This is a genomic window from Pseudoclavibacter sp. RFBJ3 (assembly GCF_002931375.1).
In the GTDB taxonomy this organism is placed as follows: Bacteria; Actinomycetota; Actinomycetes; order Actinomycetales; family Microbacteriaceae; genus Pseudoclavibacter.
Genome location: NZ_PSXZ01000004.1, coordinates 454,808 through 469,559, shown reverse-complemented (window position 1 = coordinate 469,559; position 14,752 = coordinate 454,808). Strand labels below are relative to the sequence as shown.

The window sequence follows — 14,752 nt, the reverse complement described above, 5'->3', positions numbered from 1 at the left end:
GTGGCTCTTTCTCTGGCGACGGGCGACGAAGGTCGCCCAGGCGACGGGGGATGTGCTGGTCGCGCTACTTGATGTCGGCGATGGCCGCGGAGAGGTCCTGCGTGCGGGCCCGGTAGCCCTCGGCGACGGCCTCGGTGAACTCGTCGACGCGACCGTTCACGCCGGCGAAGAACTTGCGCCCTGCCGGAGTCGAGTTGACGAGGTGAGCGAGGGCGAACCCTGCGGCGATGCCGCCGATGATGCTGAGTGCTGTGCGCATGCGAACTCCTGTGAAGAGGGGTGAGGGGGTCGGACTGGTCAGCGCGTAGCGCGCGGCTTCGGCTTCTTCGGGGTGCTCTTCGGCGTGGACTTGACCTTGGACTTGGTCGGCCCGTCGCTCTTGAAGCTCGAGATGCCGGCGCGGACTGCCGCGGAGAACCCGGCGAGCTTGATGAGGGGGCCGCCGACGCTGGCGGCGGTGAGCGCGACGAGGCTGGAGACGTTGCTCGTCGTCTCGGACACGTGGGTGGTGATGCTGTCGATCTTCGCGAGCTGCTTGTTGGCCTCGAGGACGGTGACCTGCGTCTCGGCGAGCGTCGGGGTGATCGCATCGACGGACTCGCGGATGCCGCTGCGCACCTCGTCGAGGACGCCGCCGAGCTTCAGCAGAGGTACCGCGAGCAGAAGGACGAGGACGAGGAAGACTCCGGCCGCGATGAGGCCGGCGATGTCGCCACCAGACATGGTGCTCCTTACTGAGTGCAGCGAGCTGCCGCACGGATAGACGAACGGGGCTGCCGCACGGATAGACGAACGGGGCTGCCGCACGCGTAGACGAGCGGCACAGTGCCGCAGGACAGACAAAGGGGCGGGCCATCTTGCGATGACCCGCCCCTATGCTAGTTGGCTCTCGCGGCTCGGACTGTCCCGAACTGCCAGTTCCGGCGAACCGGAGCGCCTGCTTGGCTAGCGAGCAGCGTAGTACTCGACGACGAGCTGGACTTCACACGTCACCGGCACCTCGACGCGCTTCGGACGGCGCACGAGGCGCGCCTGGAGCGTTGCGAGGTCGACATCGAGGTACGCGGGGACCTTGGGGAGGACGTCCGCGTGGCCACCGGCTGCGGCGACCTGGAAGACCTCGAGGGCCTCCGAGCGCTGCTTGACCTGGACGAGCTGTCCCGGCTTCACGCGGAAGCTGGGGCGGTCGACGAGCTTGCCGTCGACGAGGATGTGGCGGTGCACGACGAGCTGACGAGCCTGTGCCGTGGTGCGGGCGAAGCCCGAACGCAGGACAAGCGCGTCGAGGCGCATCTCGAGCAGCTCGACGAGGTTCTCACCCGTCAGGCCTGCCGCGCGACGCGACTCTTCGAAGACGATGCGAAGCTGCTTCTCGCGGAGCCCGTACTGGGCGCGCAGACGCTGCTTCTCGCGCAGACGGACGGCGTAGTCGCTGTCGGTCTTGCGACGCGTGCGGCCGTGCTCTCCCGGTGCGTACGGGCGCTTCTCGAGCGCGCGCTCTGCCTTCGGGGTGAGTGCGATGCCGAGTGCGCGGCTGAGGCGCACCTTGCTGCGTGAACGTGAGGTCTTGGACACAATTGCCTTTCGAGCGAAGTTTGGCGCGCGTGAGCGCGCAGAAATGAAGTTGCTCTCCGCCAAGGCCATGCCCCGGCGTCAAACTTGAGCAGTGTCGCGCGTGCGTCGGCTACAAACTGCACGCCTTGCTCTCGGACGCGCAGCCGCACGCAACCCCGGGAGGTAGACCGAGAAAGACTAGCACAGCCGCAGCCGCACTCAGAGTCCTGGCTTCGTGATGGCCCGCAGCTTCTCGAGCCTCGCGGCGATCTCCCGCTCTTCTCCGAACCGGGTCGGCGAGTAGTACTCGCGCTGGCTCAGCTCGTCGGGGAGGTACTGCTGCTCGGAGACCCCCCGTGCGTCGTCATGCGGATACCGGTAGCCCTTGCCGTGGCCGAGGCGCTTCGCCCCGGCGTAGTGCGCGTCCCTGAGGTGCTTCGGCACGCGGCCGATGCCGCCCGCCTTGACGTCGGCGATCGCCGCGTTGATCCCCGAGTAGGCAGCGTTCGACTTCGGGGCAGTCGCCAGGAAGACGGTCGCCTGCGCGAGCGGGATGCGTCCCTCCGGCATGCCGATGAGCTGGACGGCGTCGGCCGCGGCCACGGCCATCTCGAGCCCCCGCGGCTCTGCGAGGCCGATATCCTCGCTCGCGAGCACGATGAGCCTGCGGGCGATGAAACGCGGGTCCTCCCCCGCGACGATCATGCGAGCCAGGTAGTGGAGTGCCGCATCAGGATCGCTGCCTCGCACCGACTTGATGAAGGCGCTGATGACGTCGTAGTGCTCATCGCCGTCCCGGTCGTAGCGGAGCAGCGCCTGGTCAGAGGCACTCGAGACGATCTCGGCATCGATCGTCGTCTGCTCGGAGGCCTGAGCGGCGGCCGCCGCCGCTTCCAAGGTCGTGAGCGCTCGTCGTGCGTCGCCGGAGGAGAACTGCACGATCGCGCGCTTGGCGTCATCCGCCACCTCGAAGGCGCCGCCGAGGCCGCGCTTGTCAGTGGTCGCGCGGTCGAGCAGCTCGATGAGGTCTGCCTCGTCGAGCGGCTGCAGGGTGAGCAGCAGGCTCCTGGAGAGCAGCGGACTGATGACCGAGAACGAGGGGTTCTCCGTGGTCGCCGCGACGAGCGTGACCCAGCCGTTCTCCACGCCGGGAAGCAGCGCATCCTGCTGCGCCTTGGTGAACCTGTGGATCTCGTCGAGGAACAGCACCGACTGGATGCCGTACAGGTCACGTTGGGTGAGGGCCTCATCCATCACCTGCCGCACGTCCTTCACGCCGGCGGAGATGGCGGAGAGCTGCGTGAATCGCTTGCCGGAGGTGTGCGCGATGGCCTGGGCGAGGGTCGTCTTGCCCGTGCCGGGTGGCCCCCAGAGGATCACGGACGTTCCCGCACGCGTGTCCTGCTCGGGTGAGGCGAGGGCGCGCAGGGGTGAGCCGGGGCGCAGCAGGTGCCGCTGACCCACGACCTCGTCGAGGGATCTCGGGCGCATCCGCACCGCGAGGGGCGCAGTTGTGCCCGCAAGGCTTGGCGCGTCACCTGTCATGAAGCCCGATGTTAGTAAACTCCCCTCTGGTGCCTGCACGGCATGCTGAAGACAAGCGAATGAGGCACAGTGGCAACTTCGGACAAGAACTCCCGCGAACAGCGTCGACGGACCCGCGAGTACGAGGCGCGCGTCGCCGTCCACGAGCGCGGCGTCCGGCGCCGCAGCCGAGACAACCGCACATGGACGATCGCTCTTGTCGTGGTCGCCCTCGTCGTCGGCGCACTGCAGGTCTTCTACTTCACGGGCGGTCCAGGAGCCCCAGCCCCCGCCGCGGACGAGACGACGTCCCCTGCGGCCACGCCGTCCGGCGAGGTACCGGACCCGGCCCTGGCCGAGGGACGCACCTGGACGGGCGAGATGACCTTCAACGGCGACCTCACGCTGGGCATCGAGCTCGATGGCGCAGCCGCCCCGCAGGCAGTGGCGAACATGGTCTCGCTCAACGGCCAGAACTACTTCACCGACACCTCCTGCCACCGACTCACGACCGAGGGGCTCTTCGTCCTGCAGTGCGGCGACCCGACTGGATCGGGGACCGGCGGGCCCGGCTACAGCTGGGGTCCCATTGAGAATGCGCCGGAAGACGGCGTCTACCCCGCAGGCACGATCGCCATGGCTCGCCAGGGCGGCAACGCCGAGAGCATGGGCAGCCAGTTCTTCATCGTCTACGAGGACACCATCCTCCCGGGCGACGCCGCAGGCGGCTACACCGTCATGGGAAAGGTCACGGGCGGCCTGGACGAGTTCATCGCGGGGATCGTCGAGCCGGGTGTCGACCCGGCTTCCGGCGGCGGCGACGGCGCTCCCGTGGCGCCCGCCGTCATCACCTCCCTCTCCCTGCAGTAGCGGATCGAGCGGGCCGCCTGCCGGAGCGGGACGGCGAGACTGGGCATGCCCTGGTGAACGAAGCGCCCGCAGTGTCCTAGCATGGGGAGTCAGTCGCGCAAGCTGCGCAAACGCCTACCGTGAGGGAATACTCGCCATGTCTGCACTCCCCCAGAATCCGTGGGGCCGCGTCGAAGAAGACGGCACCGTGTACGTGATCGAAGATGGAACTGAGCGCAAGGTCGGCCAGTACCCCGATGGCACGACAGAGGAAGCCCTCGCGTACTTCGTTCGCAAGTTCTCCGACCTCGAAGGCCAGGTGTCTCTCCTCGAGCAGCGCGTCAAGAACGGAGCCCCGGCCTCTGACATCGCCAAGTCCGCCAAGCACCTCAGCGCACAGCTGAGCGACGCGAACGCGGTCGGCGACCTCGCCGCCCTCCGTTCGCGCCTCGAAGCGCTCGGCGGCACCGTCAGCGAGCTCACCGAGCAGCAGCGCGAGGCGCAGCAGGAAGAGATCGCCGGGGCGCTCCAGGAGCGCGAGGCGATCGTGGTCGAGGCTGAGCGCCTCGCCGCCCAGCCTCCTGCTTCCATCCAGTGGAAGCAGACGACGGCCAGCATCGACGAGCTCTTCGCGAAGTGGAAGACCCACCAGCAGGACGGCCCCCGGCTCCCGAAGGCCGAGGCCAACGCGCTCTGGAAGCGATTCCGTGGCGCGCGCAGCACGCTCGAGCGCGAGCGCCGGGCCTTCTTCGCGGAGCTCGACGCGAGCCACAAGACGGCTCGCGATGCCAAGACGAAGATCCTGGAGCGGGCTGAGGCGCTTGCCCCCCGCGGCGCCGACGGTGTCGCTGAGTACCGCAGGCTCCTCGACGAGTGGAAGGCAGCGGGCCGTGCGGGCCGCAAGTACGACGACGCGCTCTGGAACCAGTTCAAGGCAGCCGGAGATGTGCTCTTCCAGGCCAAGGGCGAGGTCGACGCAGCAGAGAGCGTCGAGTACTCCGCCAACTTCGAGGCCAAGGCTGCTCTTCTCGAAGAGGCGACCCCGATCCTCCAGCTGACCGACCGCCGGGCGGCGCGAGAGAAGCTCGCCGACATCCAGCGTCGGTGGGATGAGATCGGGCGTGTGCCCCGCGAGAACTTCAAGGCCACGGAAGACCGCCTTCGTGCCATCGAGCAGCATGTGCGCAAGCTCGACGACGATCACTGGCAGAAGTCCAACCCCGAGCGTCAGGCCCGGAGCCAGGGCATGCACAGCCAGCTCACCGAGGCCATCGAGAAGCTCGAGGCCGAGCGCGCCGACGCTGAGGCGCGGGGAGACAAGCGGGCGGTCAAGGAGGCCGAAGAGGCCCTTGAAGCCCGCCGCGTCTGGCTCGCCGCCATCGGCAGCTGAGGCTGAGCGTCACTCCACGGCAGTCGAGACCGTCTGCCGTGTGAACCATGAAGTGGGGCAGGATGCGAGCGTGCATCCTGCCCCACTTCGTCTTCTGCCCTTCGCCGAGCTCCAGGTCATGGAGCGGGACGGTGAGATCTTCCGCTTCGGCCACGCGTGTGCCGTGGGGTACGCGTCGATCGCCGGGCAGCTCACCTCGGCGGACCGGGCTTCGACGCTCGCGCGCCTCGTGACCGGCAGCTGCGCCGTGGGTGGCGCGTCAGCGATCTGGGTGCATGCGGGCGGCCCTGCGCCGCAGCAGGTCACGCTGGCGTCCCCGCGTGGTGCGCGACCGCCGAGGCGGCAACGTGCGGGTGTGAGGTACAGGTCCACTGCTCCGCCGCCGGAGGCCGTTGTGCTCGTCGGTGGCGTCCGGGTCGTCCGAACCGATCTCGCGCTCCTGGATCTCCTGCACGACCCGGAGAGCAGCCAGGCGTCGATCGATCACGCGGTGCGGCTGCTCGCCAGGGACCCGGTGGAGCTCCTCGCTGACTATCCCAGCCACCGGAGGCCGTTCGTCTCCCTCGCGAGGGACCGCGCGACGCTGGCCCGCTGTGCGAGCGCTACTGCGTCTTGACCCGGTACACGTCGTAGACGCCGTCGATCCTGCGGACGGCGTTGAGCACGCGGTCGAGGTGCGTCGTGTCGCCCATCTGGAACGAGAACTTGCTGATGGCGAGGCGAGCCTTCGAGGTGTGCACGGTTGCGGAGAGGATGTTGACGTGGTGCTCGCTCAGCACGCGCGTCACGTCGCTGAGGAGTCCCGAGCGGTCGAGCGCCTCGACCTGGATGTTCACGAGGAACACGCTCGATGAGCTGGGGGCCCACTGGACCTCGATCATGCGCTCGGGCTCGCGCCGGAGGCTCGCGACGTTGTTGCAGTCCGCGCGGTGCACGGAGACGCCCTGGCCGCGTGTGACGAAGCCCAGGATGTCGTCACCGGGCACGGGGGTGCAGCACTTGGCGACCTTGACGAGGATGTCCGGTGCACCCCGGACGAGGACGCCGGAGTCGCTCGTGGTCGGGATCGTCGTGCCGGGGGTGAACTGCGGCGCCTCATCCGCGGCGGGGACGTCCTGCTCCTGGCGGAGGGCTGCCTGCAGCTTCTCCATGACCGACTGGGTCGAGACGTGCCCGTCGCCGACTGCGGCGTAGAGGGCGGTCACGTCGAGGTAGCGGAGGTTCGACGCGACCGAGGAGAACGCCTCCTGAACGTGGTCCTTGTTCAGCGGGAGACCGGCCTTCCGCAGCGCCTTGGCGACGGAGTCCTTCCCCTGCTCGATGGCCTCGTCTCGGCGCTCCTTCGAGAACCACTGCCTGATCTTGTTCTTGGCTCGGGCGCTGGCGACGAAGGTCAGCCAGTCCTGCTTCGGCCCGGCATCCGGGTTCTTCGAGGTGAAGACCTCGACGACGTCGCCGTTCTGCAGCTTCGAGTCGAGGGGCAGAAGACGCCCGTTGACCTTCGCGCCCATGGTCCTGTGGCCGACGTCGGTGTGGATCGAGTACGCGAAGTCGACGGGAGTGGCCCCCGCGCTCAACCCGATGACCTTGCCCTGGGGCGTGAAGACGTAGACCTCCTTCGCGCCGAGGTCGAAGCGGAGGGAGTCGAGGAACTCTCCAGGGTCGGTGGTCTCCTGCTGCCAGTCGCTCAGGTGCTTGAGCCACGCCATCTCGGTGCGGGTCTCGTCAGCCTTGTCCTGCTTGCCGGACTGGGCGTTCTGCTTGTACATCCAGTGCGCCGCGACGCCGAACTCTGCGCGGCGGTGCATCTCGATCGTGCGGATCTGGATCTCAACGGGTTTGCCGTCCGGTCCGATCACCGTGGTGTGCAGCGACTGGTAGAGGTTGAACTTGGGTGTCGCGATGTAGTCCTTGAATCGCCCTGGCATGGGTGTCCACCTGGCATGGATGGCTCCGAGGACGCCGTAGCAGTCGCGCACCGAGTCGACGATGAGGCGGATCGCCGTGAGGTCGTAGATCTCGTCGAAGTCGCGGCCCCGCACGATCATCTTCTGGTAGATCGAGTACAGCTCCTTGGGGCGCCCGTAGACGTCGCCCCGCATCTTCAGCTGCCGGAGGTCCGACTGCACCTCGGCGATGACCCGCTGTACGTACTTCTCGCGCTCGGGCTGCCGGTGGGCGACGAGGTTCTTGATCTCGGAATAGATCTTGGGATTGATGACGGCGAAGGAGAGATCCTCGAGCTCGTTCTTCATCGCCTGGATACCCATGCGGTGCGCCAGGGGCGCGTAGATCTCCAGCGTCTCCTTGGCCTTGCTCTTCGCCTTCTCCGGGGACATGAAGCCCCACGTTCGAGCGTTGTGCAGACGGTCGGCGAGCTTGATGACGAGGACGCGGATGTCCTTCGACATCGCCACGACCATCTTGCGGACGGTCTCTGCCTGCGCGTTGTCGCCGTACTTGACCTTGTCGAGCTTCGTCACGCCGTCGACGAGCATCGCGATCTCGTCGCCGAAGTCGGATCGAAGCTCGTCGAGCGTGTAGTCGGTGTCTTCGACGGTGTCGTGGAGGAGCGCGGCCGCCACGGTGATCGAGCCGATGCCGAGATCGGCGAGGATCTTCGCGACGGCGACCGGGTGCGTGATGTAGGGCTCGCCGCTGCGGCGGAACTGCCCCTCGTGGGCGTCCTTCGCCACCTCGTAGGCCCGCTGCACGAGTGCCGTGTTCGCTCGAGGATCGTGCTTTCTGAGCGACTTGAGAATCGGCTCGAGGACGTGCACCGGCTGCTTCGCGAACATTCGCGGCATTCGCCAGCGCAACGAGGAGACTTCACTCATGCAGCACCTCCATATGCATCATCACCCTGGCCTGCGTGGGTACGCGGACCAGGGTGATGACAAGTTATCACCGTGCGGGGTGTCTTCAGGACGCGGAGGCCTTGGGCGCCGGCTCGGACTCCGAGGCGGCTGCCGCTTCGTCGTCTTCGGCGTCCGCATCGGCCTCGTCGCGCTCCTTGAGCGTGCGCGCGCGCGCCGCGAGGATGCGCTTGTCCGTGCGTGCGATCTCCGGCTCGCGTGAGCGCAGCGCCGCGTAGAGCGGGCCCGCGACGAAGATCGTGGAGAGCGCTCCGACGAAGATTCCGATGAACAGTGCGAGGGCGATGTCCCGCAGCGTGCCCGCGCCCATGAGGAAGGCGCCGATGAACAGGATCGCTCCGACCGGGAGCAGCGCCACGACCGAGGTGTTGATCGAGCGCACGAGGGTCTGGTTGATGGCCAGGTTCACGAGCTCGCCGAAGGTCCGGGAGGACTCCGCGTTGTAGTCCTCGGCGTTCTCACGGATCTTGTCGAAGACCACGACGGTGTCGTAGAGGGAGTAGCCGAGGATGGTGAGGAAGCCGATGACGGCCGCAGGAGTCACCTCGACGCCGGTGACGGCGTAGACGCCCGCCGTCACGACGAGGTCATGGGCGAGGGCGACGAGCGCCGCGATCGACATCTTCCAAGTGCGGAAGTACAGCGACATGAGGATGGCGGCGATCGCCACGAAGACGCCGAGGCCGATCACCATCTGACGCGTGATGTCCTGCCCCCACGATGGCCCGATCGTGGACAGGTTGACGTCCTCGACAGGCACGGAGTACGCCTCGGCGAGCTGCGCGCGAAGCTCTGTGTTGGCGTCCTCGGAGAGGGCGTCGGTCTGCACGCGGATTCCGCCGTCGCCGAGGACCGCGACCTTCGCGGGGGTCGCCGTGAACTCGGCGGCGGCCGCGATGGCCGGCTCCTGCTCGTCGGTCGCCGGCTGCGAGACCAGGAACTCGGAGCCACCGGTGAACTCGATGCCGAGCTCGAGGCCTCCGCGGAGGATCGGCACGAGGATCGAGATGAGGACTGCGATTCCCGCGATGGAGAACCAGATCTTCCGTCTGCCGACGAAGTTGAACGAGCGCTCCCCCGTGTACAGGTCGTTGCCCAGGGTCTGGAACTTGCTCATCAGGCCTTCTCCCCATTGCTCGTGGTCGACGTCTGATCGGCATTGGCCGATCCGGCCGCCACGAGGTCATCGCCGCCGGCCTTCTTGGCGGCTTCTGCCTTGCGCTCGGCGAGCGTCTGTCGGCGCTCGGCCTCGCGTGTTGCGCCGCGCTTCTTCTGCTCCGGGGTGCGGAACGTGCCGCGGCCGCGGTACACCGCGCCGAGCGATCTGGGATCGAGGCCCGAGGCGGGGTGTCCGTCCGCGAAGAACGGTGTCCGAGCGAGCAGGCGCATGAGGGGGTGGGTGAAGAGGGTGACCACGATGATGTCGATGATCGTCGTGATGCCGAGTGTCAGCGCGAAGCCGCGCACGTTGCCGACGGCCACGAACAGGAGCACGATGGCCACGAGGAAGTTGACGGCGTCCGATGCGAGGATCGTTCGGATGGCGCGTGTCCAGCCGCCCTCGACGGCCGAGACCAGCCCCTTGCCGTCTCTCAGCTCATCCTTGATGCGCTCGAAGTAGACGATGAACGAGTCGGCCGTGATGCCGATGGCGACGATGAGGCCCGCGACACCCGCCAGCGAGAGCCTGTACCCCTCTTGGTTGGAGAGATACGTGACGACGATGTAGGTCAGGGCCGCGGCGATGACCAGCGACGCGACGGTCACGAGTCCGAGCGTGCGGTACTGGAACAGCGAGTAGACGACGACGGCCGCGAGCCCGATGAGACCGGCGATGAGGCCGTTCACAAGCTGCGAGCTGCCCAGGGTCGCCGAGATGGTGGAGGTCGACTGCGCGACGAAGTTGAAGGGCAGCGCGCCGAACTTCAGCTGGTCGGCGAGGGCCTTGGCGCTCTCCTCGTTGAAGTTTCCTGAGATCTGCGGCTTGCCGTCGGTGATCGCCGCGTTGGTGGTCGGAGCCACGATGACCTGGTTGTCGAGCGTGACGGCGAAGCGGTTCTGGTTCTCCGTCAACCCGACGAGTCGCTCGGTCACGGCAGCGAACTCCTGCGTGCCCTGCGCATCGAACTCGATGTTCACGGCCCACTGGTTGGTGGTCGCGCCGGTGCTCGTGGTCGTGAGACCGCTCGAGGCGTCCGCGATGCGCTCACCGGTCACCTCGACCGGCCCCAGGACGTACTTCTCCGTCCCGCTGTCGTCGCAGGTGATGAGCGGCTGGGTCGGGTCGATGTCCGCAGCGGGTGCGAGGTCGGCGCAGTTGAACTGCAGGAAGTCGACGTACATCTGCTCGGTGACCCAGTTGAGGTCGCTCGCGTTCGTCGGCTCCGCGGTGGGCGTCGTCGAGAGCTCCTCTGGCAGCTGGTCGGCCGGGATGGCCTGGCTGTTCGCGGCCTGGTCCGCGACGAGCACGGCACGGAACTCGAGCTTGGCCGAGTTCTCGATGCGGTCTCGCGTGAGCTGGTCCATCTCACCTGGGACGGAGACGACGATGTTCCGACCGCCCTGGGTGGTGATCTCCGCCTCGGAGACGCCGGACGCGTCGATGCGCTGGCGGATGATCGAGACCGCCTGCTGCATCTGCTCGGACGACGGGTCTGCCTGGCCCTCCGGCAGCTGCGCCGCGAGCACGACCTGGGTACCACCCTCGAGGTCGAGCGCGAGGCGAGGCGTCCACTGACCGCCTTGCGTGGCGACGGCCAGCCAGTTGAGGCCCACGAGGGCAAGGATGAGGATCAAGAGCCACGTGAGCGTGCGCCAGGCGCGCTGGACGATGCCAGCACCCCGACCACGACGCGCCGATGACGTTGTCGACTTCGCCAAGAGAGTTCTGCCTTCTGACCTCAAGACGAGGCCCGTGCGTGAGAGGTGAGGGAGTCGCCTACGCCTTGTTGATGTTCGGTCCGGACTCGGACCCGTTGTCGCTGTCGCGACGCTCGGACTCAGCCTCGGCCTCGAGCTCGGGACGCTCTTCGACGGCCTCGTGCTCGGAGAGCGCGGAAGCGTCGTCCGGGACGGCCGGTGTGAGGATGTTCGCGACGGTCATCGAGTGGACGCGAAGGCGAGTGCCCGGCTCCGACTCGATCGTCGTGATGTTGTTCTCCTCGTCGATGTCGACGATCGTGCCGTAGACGCCGCTCTGCGTCATGACATCCGCGCCGATGACCGCGCTGCTGCGCATCTCCTGCTGCTGCTGGGACCTCTTCTTGTTGCTGCGCCACATGAAGAAGATCATGACGCCGAGGAGGACGAGGGGAAGGAGAAGCGTGAGATCCATTGTGGGTGCCTTTCTGGCAGTCCGTACTACGACTATGCACGCCCGGAACGACGGCAAACGCATCTAGTGTACGTCGCGGTCGTCCGGATGTCGCTCAGCAAGAGCTGGAGGGGTGAAGCTGGTTCCTAGATGTCGAGAGCTGACCGCTGGGGTGCTCCCCCGCCAGGGAGGGTGCGCCCGAGGTGCGCGTAGGCCTGCTGCGTTGCGACGCGGCCCCTCTGCGTGCGGGTGACGAGGCCGGTCCGGACGAGGAAGGGTTCGACCACGCTCTCGACGGTCTCCGCCTCCTCGCCGACGGAGACGGCCAGCGATCTCACGCCGACCGGTCCCCCGGCGAAGCGATCGATGAGCGCTTGCAGGACGGCGCGGTCGAGGCGGTCGAGGCCGAGCGCGTCCACGTCGTAGACCAGGAGTGCGTGCTGCACGGCCTGCTCGTTGGCGTCGGTCTCGTGGACGAGGGCGTAGTCGCGCACTCGCCGGAGGAGTCGGTTCGCGATTCGCGGTGTGCCCCGGCTCCGGGTCGCGATCTCGGCGAGCGCCGCGTCGTCGACGCGGAGGTCGAGCAGGCGGGCCGCACGGGCGAGGACCCGTTCCAGCTCGGCGTCCTCGTAGAACTCGAGGTGCGCGGTGAAGCCGAAGCGGTCGCGAAGTGGGTTCGGGAGGAGGCCCGCCCGGGTGGTGGCGCCGATGACGGTGAAGGGGGCCAGCTCGAGCGGAACGCTCGTGGCGCCAGCGCCCTTGCCGACCATGATGTCGATGCGGTAGTCCTCCATGGCGAGGTACAGCATCTCCTCGGCCGTGCGCGCCATGCGGTGGATCTCGTCGATGAACAGCAGCTCACCCGGCACCAGACTGGAGAGGACGGCCGCCAGGTCGCCCGCGTGCTGCAGCGCCGGACCGCTCGTGAGCCGAATGGGCTGCCCCGTCTCCTCGGCGACGATGAGAGCCAGCGTCGTCTTTCCGAGGCCAGGGGGGCCCGCGAGCAGGATGTGGTCTGGGGTGCGACTCTGCAGGGCGGCTGCCTTGAGGAGCAGCTCCAACTGCACTCGCACCTTCGCCTGGCCGACGAACTCGGCGAGGTTCGCCGGTCTGAGGGCTCCCTCGAAGGCGATCTCCGCCTCGGACTCGGGTGCTTCCGGGATGTGCGAGGCGTCGGTCACGATCGGCTCCCGGCCGGCCCGAGCAGCTTGAGTGTGGCCCGCAGCAGCTTCGCGACGTCCTGCTCTTCACCCTCGAGCGCCTTCGCGGCGTCCTCGACCGCGGGCGAAGCCTGCCGTTCTGCGTAGCCGAGGCCGAGCAGCGCTTCGACCACGTCGCGGCGCACCGCCGCCGCTCCGCTGTCGGAGGACGGCTCCCCCGTGGTCGTGCCCGGGGCAGGCGCGAGAGCGATCTTGCCCGCGAGCGAGAGGATGATGAGCTTGGCGGTCTTGGGGCCGATGCCGCTCACTGCCGTGAAGGCCTTGACGTCCTCTTCGCTGACCGCACGGGCGACCTGTTCCGGCTCGAGATGAGCGAGCACGCCGAGCGCGGACTTGGGACCGACTCCGGTGACCGTGATGAGGTGCTCGAAGATCTCGAGTTCCTCGGGTCGCTGGAACCCGTACAGGGTCCAGGCGTCTTCGCGGACGACGAGGTGCGTGCGCAGCAGCACCTCGGTGTCGAGGCGGAGCTGCAGGGCATGCGCTGGGGTCACGAAGACCTGGTAGCCGACACCCGCGGCCTCGATCGTGACCGTTGTGGCGGTCCGGTACAGCACCTGGCCGCGGAGGGAAGCAATCACCGGTCTACCGTACGCGGCGGCCGCGGGATTTCGCGGCACGCTCGGCGGCGAGCCACGCGCTCTGCGCGGTTGTCGGCGCGTCCGCAGGCCGCCCGGCTGACGCGACGGCTCGCTGCGCTGGCGTCTGGCCCCTCGCTGACTTGAAGGCGTCGAGCGGGGATTTCCAAGCCGAGCAGATAGCGAGCGCCAACGCGTCGGCGGCGTCGGCCGGCTTGGGGATGTCGTCGAGTCGCAGGATGCGCTGCACCATCGTGCCGACCTGCTTCTTCTCGGCTGAGCCGTAGCCGGTGACGGCGGCCTTGACCTCCGACGGGGTGTGCAGGACAGCGGCGATGCCCCGACGTTCCGCCGCGACGAGGATCACTCCAGAGATCTGGGCGACCCCCATGACGCTCGGCAGGTTCTGCTGGGCGAAGACGCGCTCCAGGGCGATGGCATCCGGCTTGAACTCGTCGAGCACGGCCTCGATGCCGTCTGCGAGGAGTCGGAGGCGCCGCTGCAGCTCATCTCCGGGAGCTGACGTGACCACCGAGACGTGCACGAACTCGACACGCTGTCGGCCGTGCGCGTCGACGATGCCGAGGCCGCAGCGCGTGAGGCCGGGGTCGATGCCCAGGATTCGCCGCGGCACTCGGACTACTCGTCGTCTTCGGAGAGCTGCTGCTGCACCTCGGCGGAGACGTCGATGTTCGTGAAGATGTTCTGCACGTCGTCGCTGTCCTCGAGCGCGTCGATGAGGCGGAACACCTTGCGAGCGGTGTCGGCGTCGGCCTCGACCTTGACGTTCGGCACGAACTCGGCGTCGGCGGAGTCGTAGTCGATGCCAGCGGCCTGCAGGGCCGTGCGTGCGCCGACCATCTCGCTGGCCTCCGTGCGGATCTCGAACACGTGCCCGTGGTCGATGACCTCCTCGGCGCCGGCGTCGAGGACGACCTCGAGCACGTCGTCCTCGGTGGGGGTCTCCTCGTGAGGGACGACGATGACGCCCTTGCGCTCGAAGTTGAAGGCAACGGAGCCCGGGTCCGCCATGTTGCCGCCGTTGCGGCTCATTGCCGTCCGCACCTCGGCCGCCGCGCGGTTCTTGTTGTCGGTGAGGCACTCGATGAGCAGCGCGATGCCACCGGGGCCGTATCCCTCGTACATGATCGTGGTGTAGTCGATCGACTCACCCGTGAGGCCCGCGCCGCGCTTGACGGCCCGGTTGATGTTGTCGATCGGGACGCTGGTCTTCTTCGCCTTCTGGATGGCGTCAGCCAGTGTGGGGTTGCCAGCGATGTCGGCGCCGCCGATCTTCGCCGCGACCTCGATGTTCTTGATGAGCTTGGCGAACGACTTCGCGCGACGCGAGTCGATGATGGCCTTCTTGTGCTTGGTCGTCGCCCACTTGGAGTGTCCGGACATCTGTTCTCCGTTGTTCTAGCGCGTCTCACCTGCGGTGGGCGCCT

Annotated in this window: 15 protein-coding genes; 3 read left to right on the top strand and 12 right to left on the bottom strand. The window is 67.7% G+C overall.

Translation table 11 applies throughout. From position 1 onward, the window contains the following. Positions 1-64: 64 nt before the first annotated feature. The 4 genes from C5E07_RS06015 to C5E07_RS06000 form a co-directional block, all read right to left on the bottom strand. The gene (locus tag C5E07_RS06015; RefSeq protein ID WP_104241284.1) at positions 65-259 is read right to left on the bottom strand and encodes a Na+ dependent nucleoside transporter N-terminal domain-containing protein; all 195 of its coding nucleotides are present in this window, start codon (positions 257-259) and stop codon (positions 65-67) included. Positions 260-297: 38 nt separating this feature from the next. Next, positions 298-723, bottom strand: a complete 426-nt coding sequence (locus tag C5E07_RS06010; protein ID WP_104241285.1) for a DUF948 domain-containing protein — start codon at positions 721-723, stop codon at positions 298-300. A gap of 222 nt (positions 724-945) precedes the next feature. Continuing rightward, positions 946-1,575: a 30S ribosomal protein S4 gene (gene rpsD, locus C5E07_RS06005; protein ID WP_104241286.1), complete on the bottom strand. Its 630-nt coding sequence runs from the start codon at positions 1,573-1,575 to the stop codon at positions 946-948. A gap of 198 nt (positions 1,576-1,773) precedes the next feature. Further along, on the bottom strand, positions 1,774-3,099 hold the full coding sequence (locus C5E07_RS06000) for a replication-associated recombination protein A (protein WP_104241287.1): 1,326 nt from the start codon (positions 3,097-3,099) through the stop codon (positions 1,774-1,776). A 69-nt stretch (positions 3,100-3,168) separates the two neighbouring features. Between C5E07_RS06000 and C5E07_RS05995 the strand changes: the two genes are divergently transcribed. The 3 genes from C5E07_RS05995 to C5E07_RS05985 all read left to right on the top strand — a co-directional run bounded on the left by C5E07_RS05995 (position 3,169) and on the right by C5E07_RS05985 (position 5,933). Then, positions 3,169-3,948: a peptidylprolyl isomerase gene (locus C5E07_RS05995; protein WP_104298774.1), complete on the top strand. Its 780-nt coding sequence runs from the start codon at positions 3,169-3,171 to the stop codon at positions 3,946-3,948. A gap of 136 nt (positions 3,949-4,084) precedes the next feature. Next, the gene (locus tag C5E07_RS05990) at positions 4,085-5,317 is read left to right on the top strand and encodes a DUF349 domain-containing protein (RefSeq protein ID WP_104298773.1); all 1,233 of its coding nucleotides are present in this window, start codon (positions 4,085-4,087) and stop codon (positions 5,315-5,317) included. Positions 5,318-5,387: 70 nt separating this feature from the next. Next, a complete protein-coding gene (locus C5E07_RS05985) occupies positions 5,388-5,933 on the top strand; it encodes a hypothetical protein (protein ID WP_146080531.1) in 546 nt (181 codons plus the stop codon). Here the strand turns inward: C5E07_RS05985 and C5E07_RS05980 are convergent. From C5E07_RS05980 to C5E07_RS05945, 8 genes are all read right to left on the bottom strand, one after another. Continuing rightward, the gene (locus C5E07_RS05980) at positions 5,920-8,154 is read right to left on the bottom strand and encodes a bifunctional (p)ppGpp synthetase/guanosine-3',5'-bis(diphosphate) 3'-pyrophosphohydrolase (protein ID WP_104241291.1); all 2,235 of its coding nucleotides are present in this window, start codon (positions 8,152-8,154) and stop codon (positions 5,920-5,922) included. The genes C5E07_RS05985 and C5E07_RS05980 overlap by 14 nt on opposite strands. Positions 8,155-8,239: 85 nt before the next feature. Then, a complete protein-coding gene (gene secF, locus C5E07_RS05975) occupies positions 8,240-9,310 on the bottom strand; it encodes a protein translocase subunit SecF (protein WP_104241292.1) in 1,071 nt (356 codons plus the stop codon). Further along, positions 9,310-11,073: a protein translocase subunit SecD gene (secD, locus tag C5E07_RS05970; protein WP_258063784.1), complete on the bottom strand. Its 1,764-nt coding sequence runs from the start codon at positions 11,071-11,073 to the stop codon at positions 9,310-9,312. Before secD ends, secF begins: the two co-directional genes overlap by 1 nt. A 58-nt stretch (positions 11,074-11,131) precedes the next feature. Further along, positions 11,132-11,527, bottom strand: a complete 396-nt coding sequence (gene yajC / locus C5E07_RS05965) for a preprotein translocase subunit YajC (protein WP_181057836.1) — start codon at positions 11,525-11,527, stop codon at positions 11,132-11,134. Positions 11,528-11,652: 125 nt separating this feature from the next. Beyond that, on the bottom strand, positions 11,653-12,687 hold the full coding sequence (gene ruvB / locus C5E07_RS05960; RefSeq protein ID WP_104298771.1) for a Holliday junction branch migration DNA helicase RuvB: 1,035 nt from the start codon (positions 12,685-12,687) through the stop codon (positions 11,653-11,655). Further along, the gene (ruvA, locus tag C5E07_RS05955; RefSeq protein ID WP_104298770.1) at positions 12,684-13,307 is read right to left on the bottom strand and encodes a Holliday junction branch migration protein RuvA; all 624 of its coding nucleotides are present in this window, start codon (positions 13,305-13,307) and stop codon (positions 12,684-12,686) included. Before ruvA ends, ruvB begins: the two co-directional genes overlap by 4 nt. A 4-nt stretch (positions 13,308-13,311) precedes the next feature. Next, on the bottom strand, positions 13,312-13,938 hold the full coding sequence (gene ruvC / locus C5E07_RS05950) for a crossover junction endodeoxyribonuclease RuvC (RefSeq protein WP_104298769.1): 627 nt from the start codon (positions 13,936-13,938) through the stop codon (positions 13,312-13,314). 5 nt (positions 13,939-13,943) lie between these two features. Beyond that, positions 13,944-14,708, bottom strand: coding sequence for a YebC/PmpR family DNA-binding transcriptional regulator (locus C5E07_RS05945; RefSeq protein ID WP_104241297.1), 765 nt, complete (start codon positions 14,706-14,708; stop codon positions 13,944-13,946). Between the last annotated feature and the right edge of the window lie 44 nt (positions 14,709-14,752).

What these genes read in the sequence shown, in the direction of transcription:
- C5E07_RS06015 (WP_104241284.1), bottom strand. Translation starts at nt 259, where the DNA reads ATGCGCACAGCACTCAGCATCATCGGCGGCATCGCCGCAGGGTTCGCC.
- C5E07_RS06010 (WP_104241285.1), bottom strand. Translation starts at nt 723, where the DNA reads ATGTCTGGTGGCGACATCGCCGGCCTCATCGCGGCCGGAGTCTTCCTC.
- C5E07_RS06000 (WP_104241287.1), bottom strand. Translation starts at nt 3,099, where the DNA reads ATGACAGGTGACGCGCCAAGCCTTGCGGGCACAACTGCGCCCCTCGCG.
- C5E07_RS05990 (WP_104298773.1), top strand. Translation starts at nt 4,085, where the DNA reads ATGTCTGCACTCCCCCAGAATCCGTGGGGCCGCGTCGAAGAAGACGGC.
- C5E07_RS05980 (WP_104241291.1), bottom strand. Translation starts at nt 8,154, where the DNA reads ATGAGTGAAGTCTCCTCGTTGCGCTGGCGAATGCCGCGAATGTTCGCG.
- secF (WP_104241292.1), bottom strand. Translation starts at nt 9,310, where the DNA reads ATGAGCAAGTTCCAGACCCTGGGCAACGACCTGTACACGGGGGAGCGC.
- yajC (WP_181057836.1), bottom strand. Translation starts at nt 11,527, where the DNA reads ATGGATCTCACGCTTCTCCTTCCCCTCGTCCTCCTCGGCGTCATGATC.
- C5E07_RS05945 (WP_104241297.1), bottom strand. Translation starts at nt 14,708, where the DNA reads ATGTCCGGACACTCCAAGTGGGCGACGACCAAGCACAAGAAGGCCATC.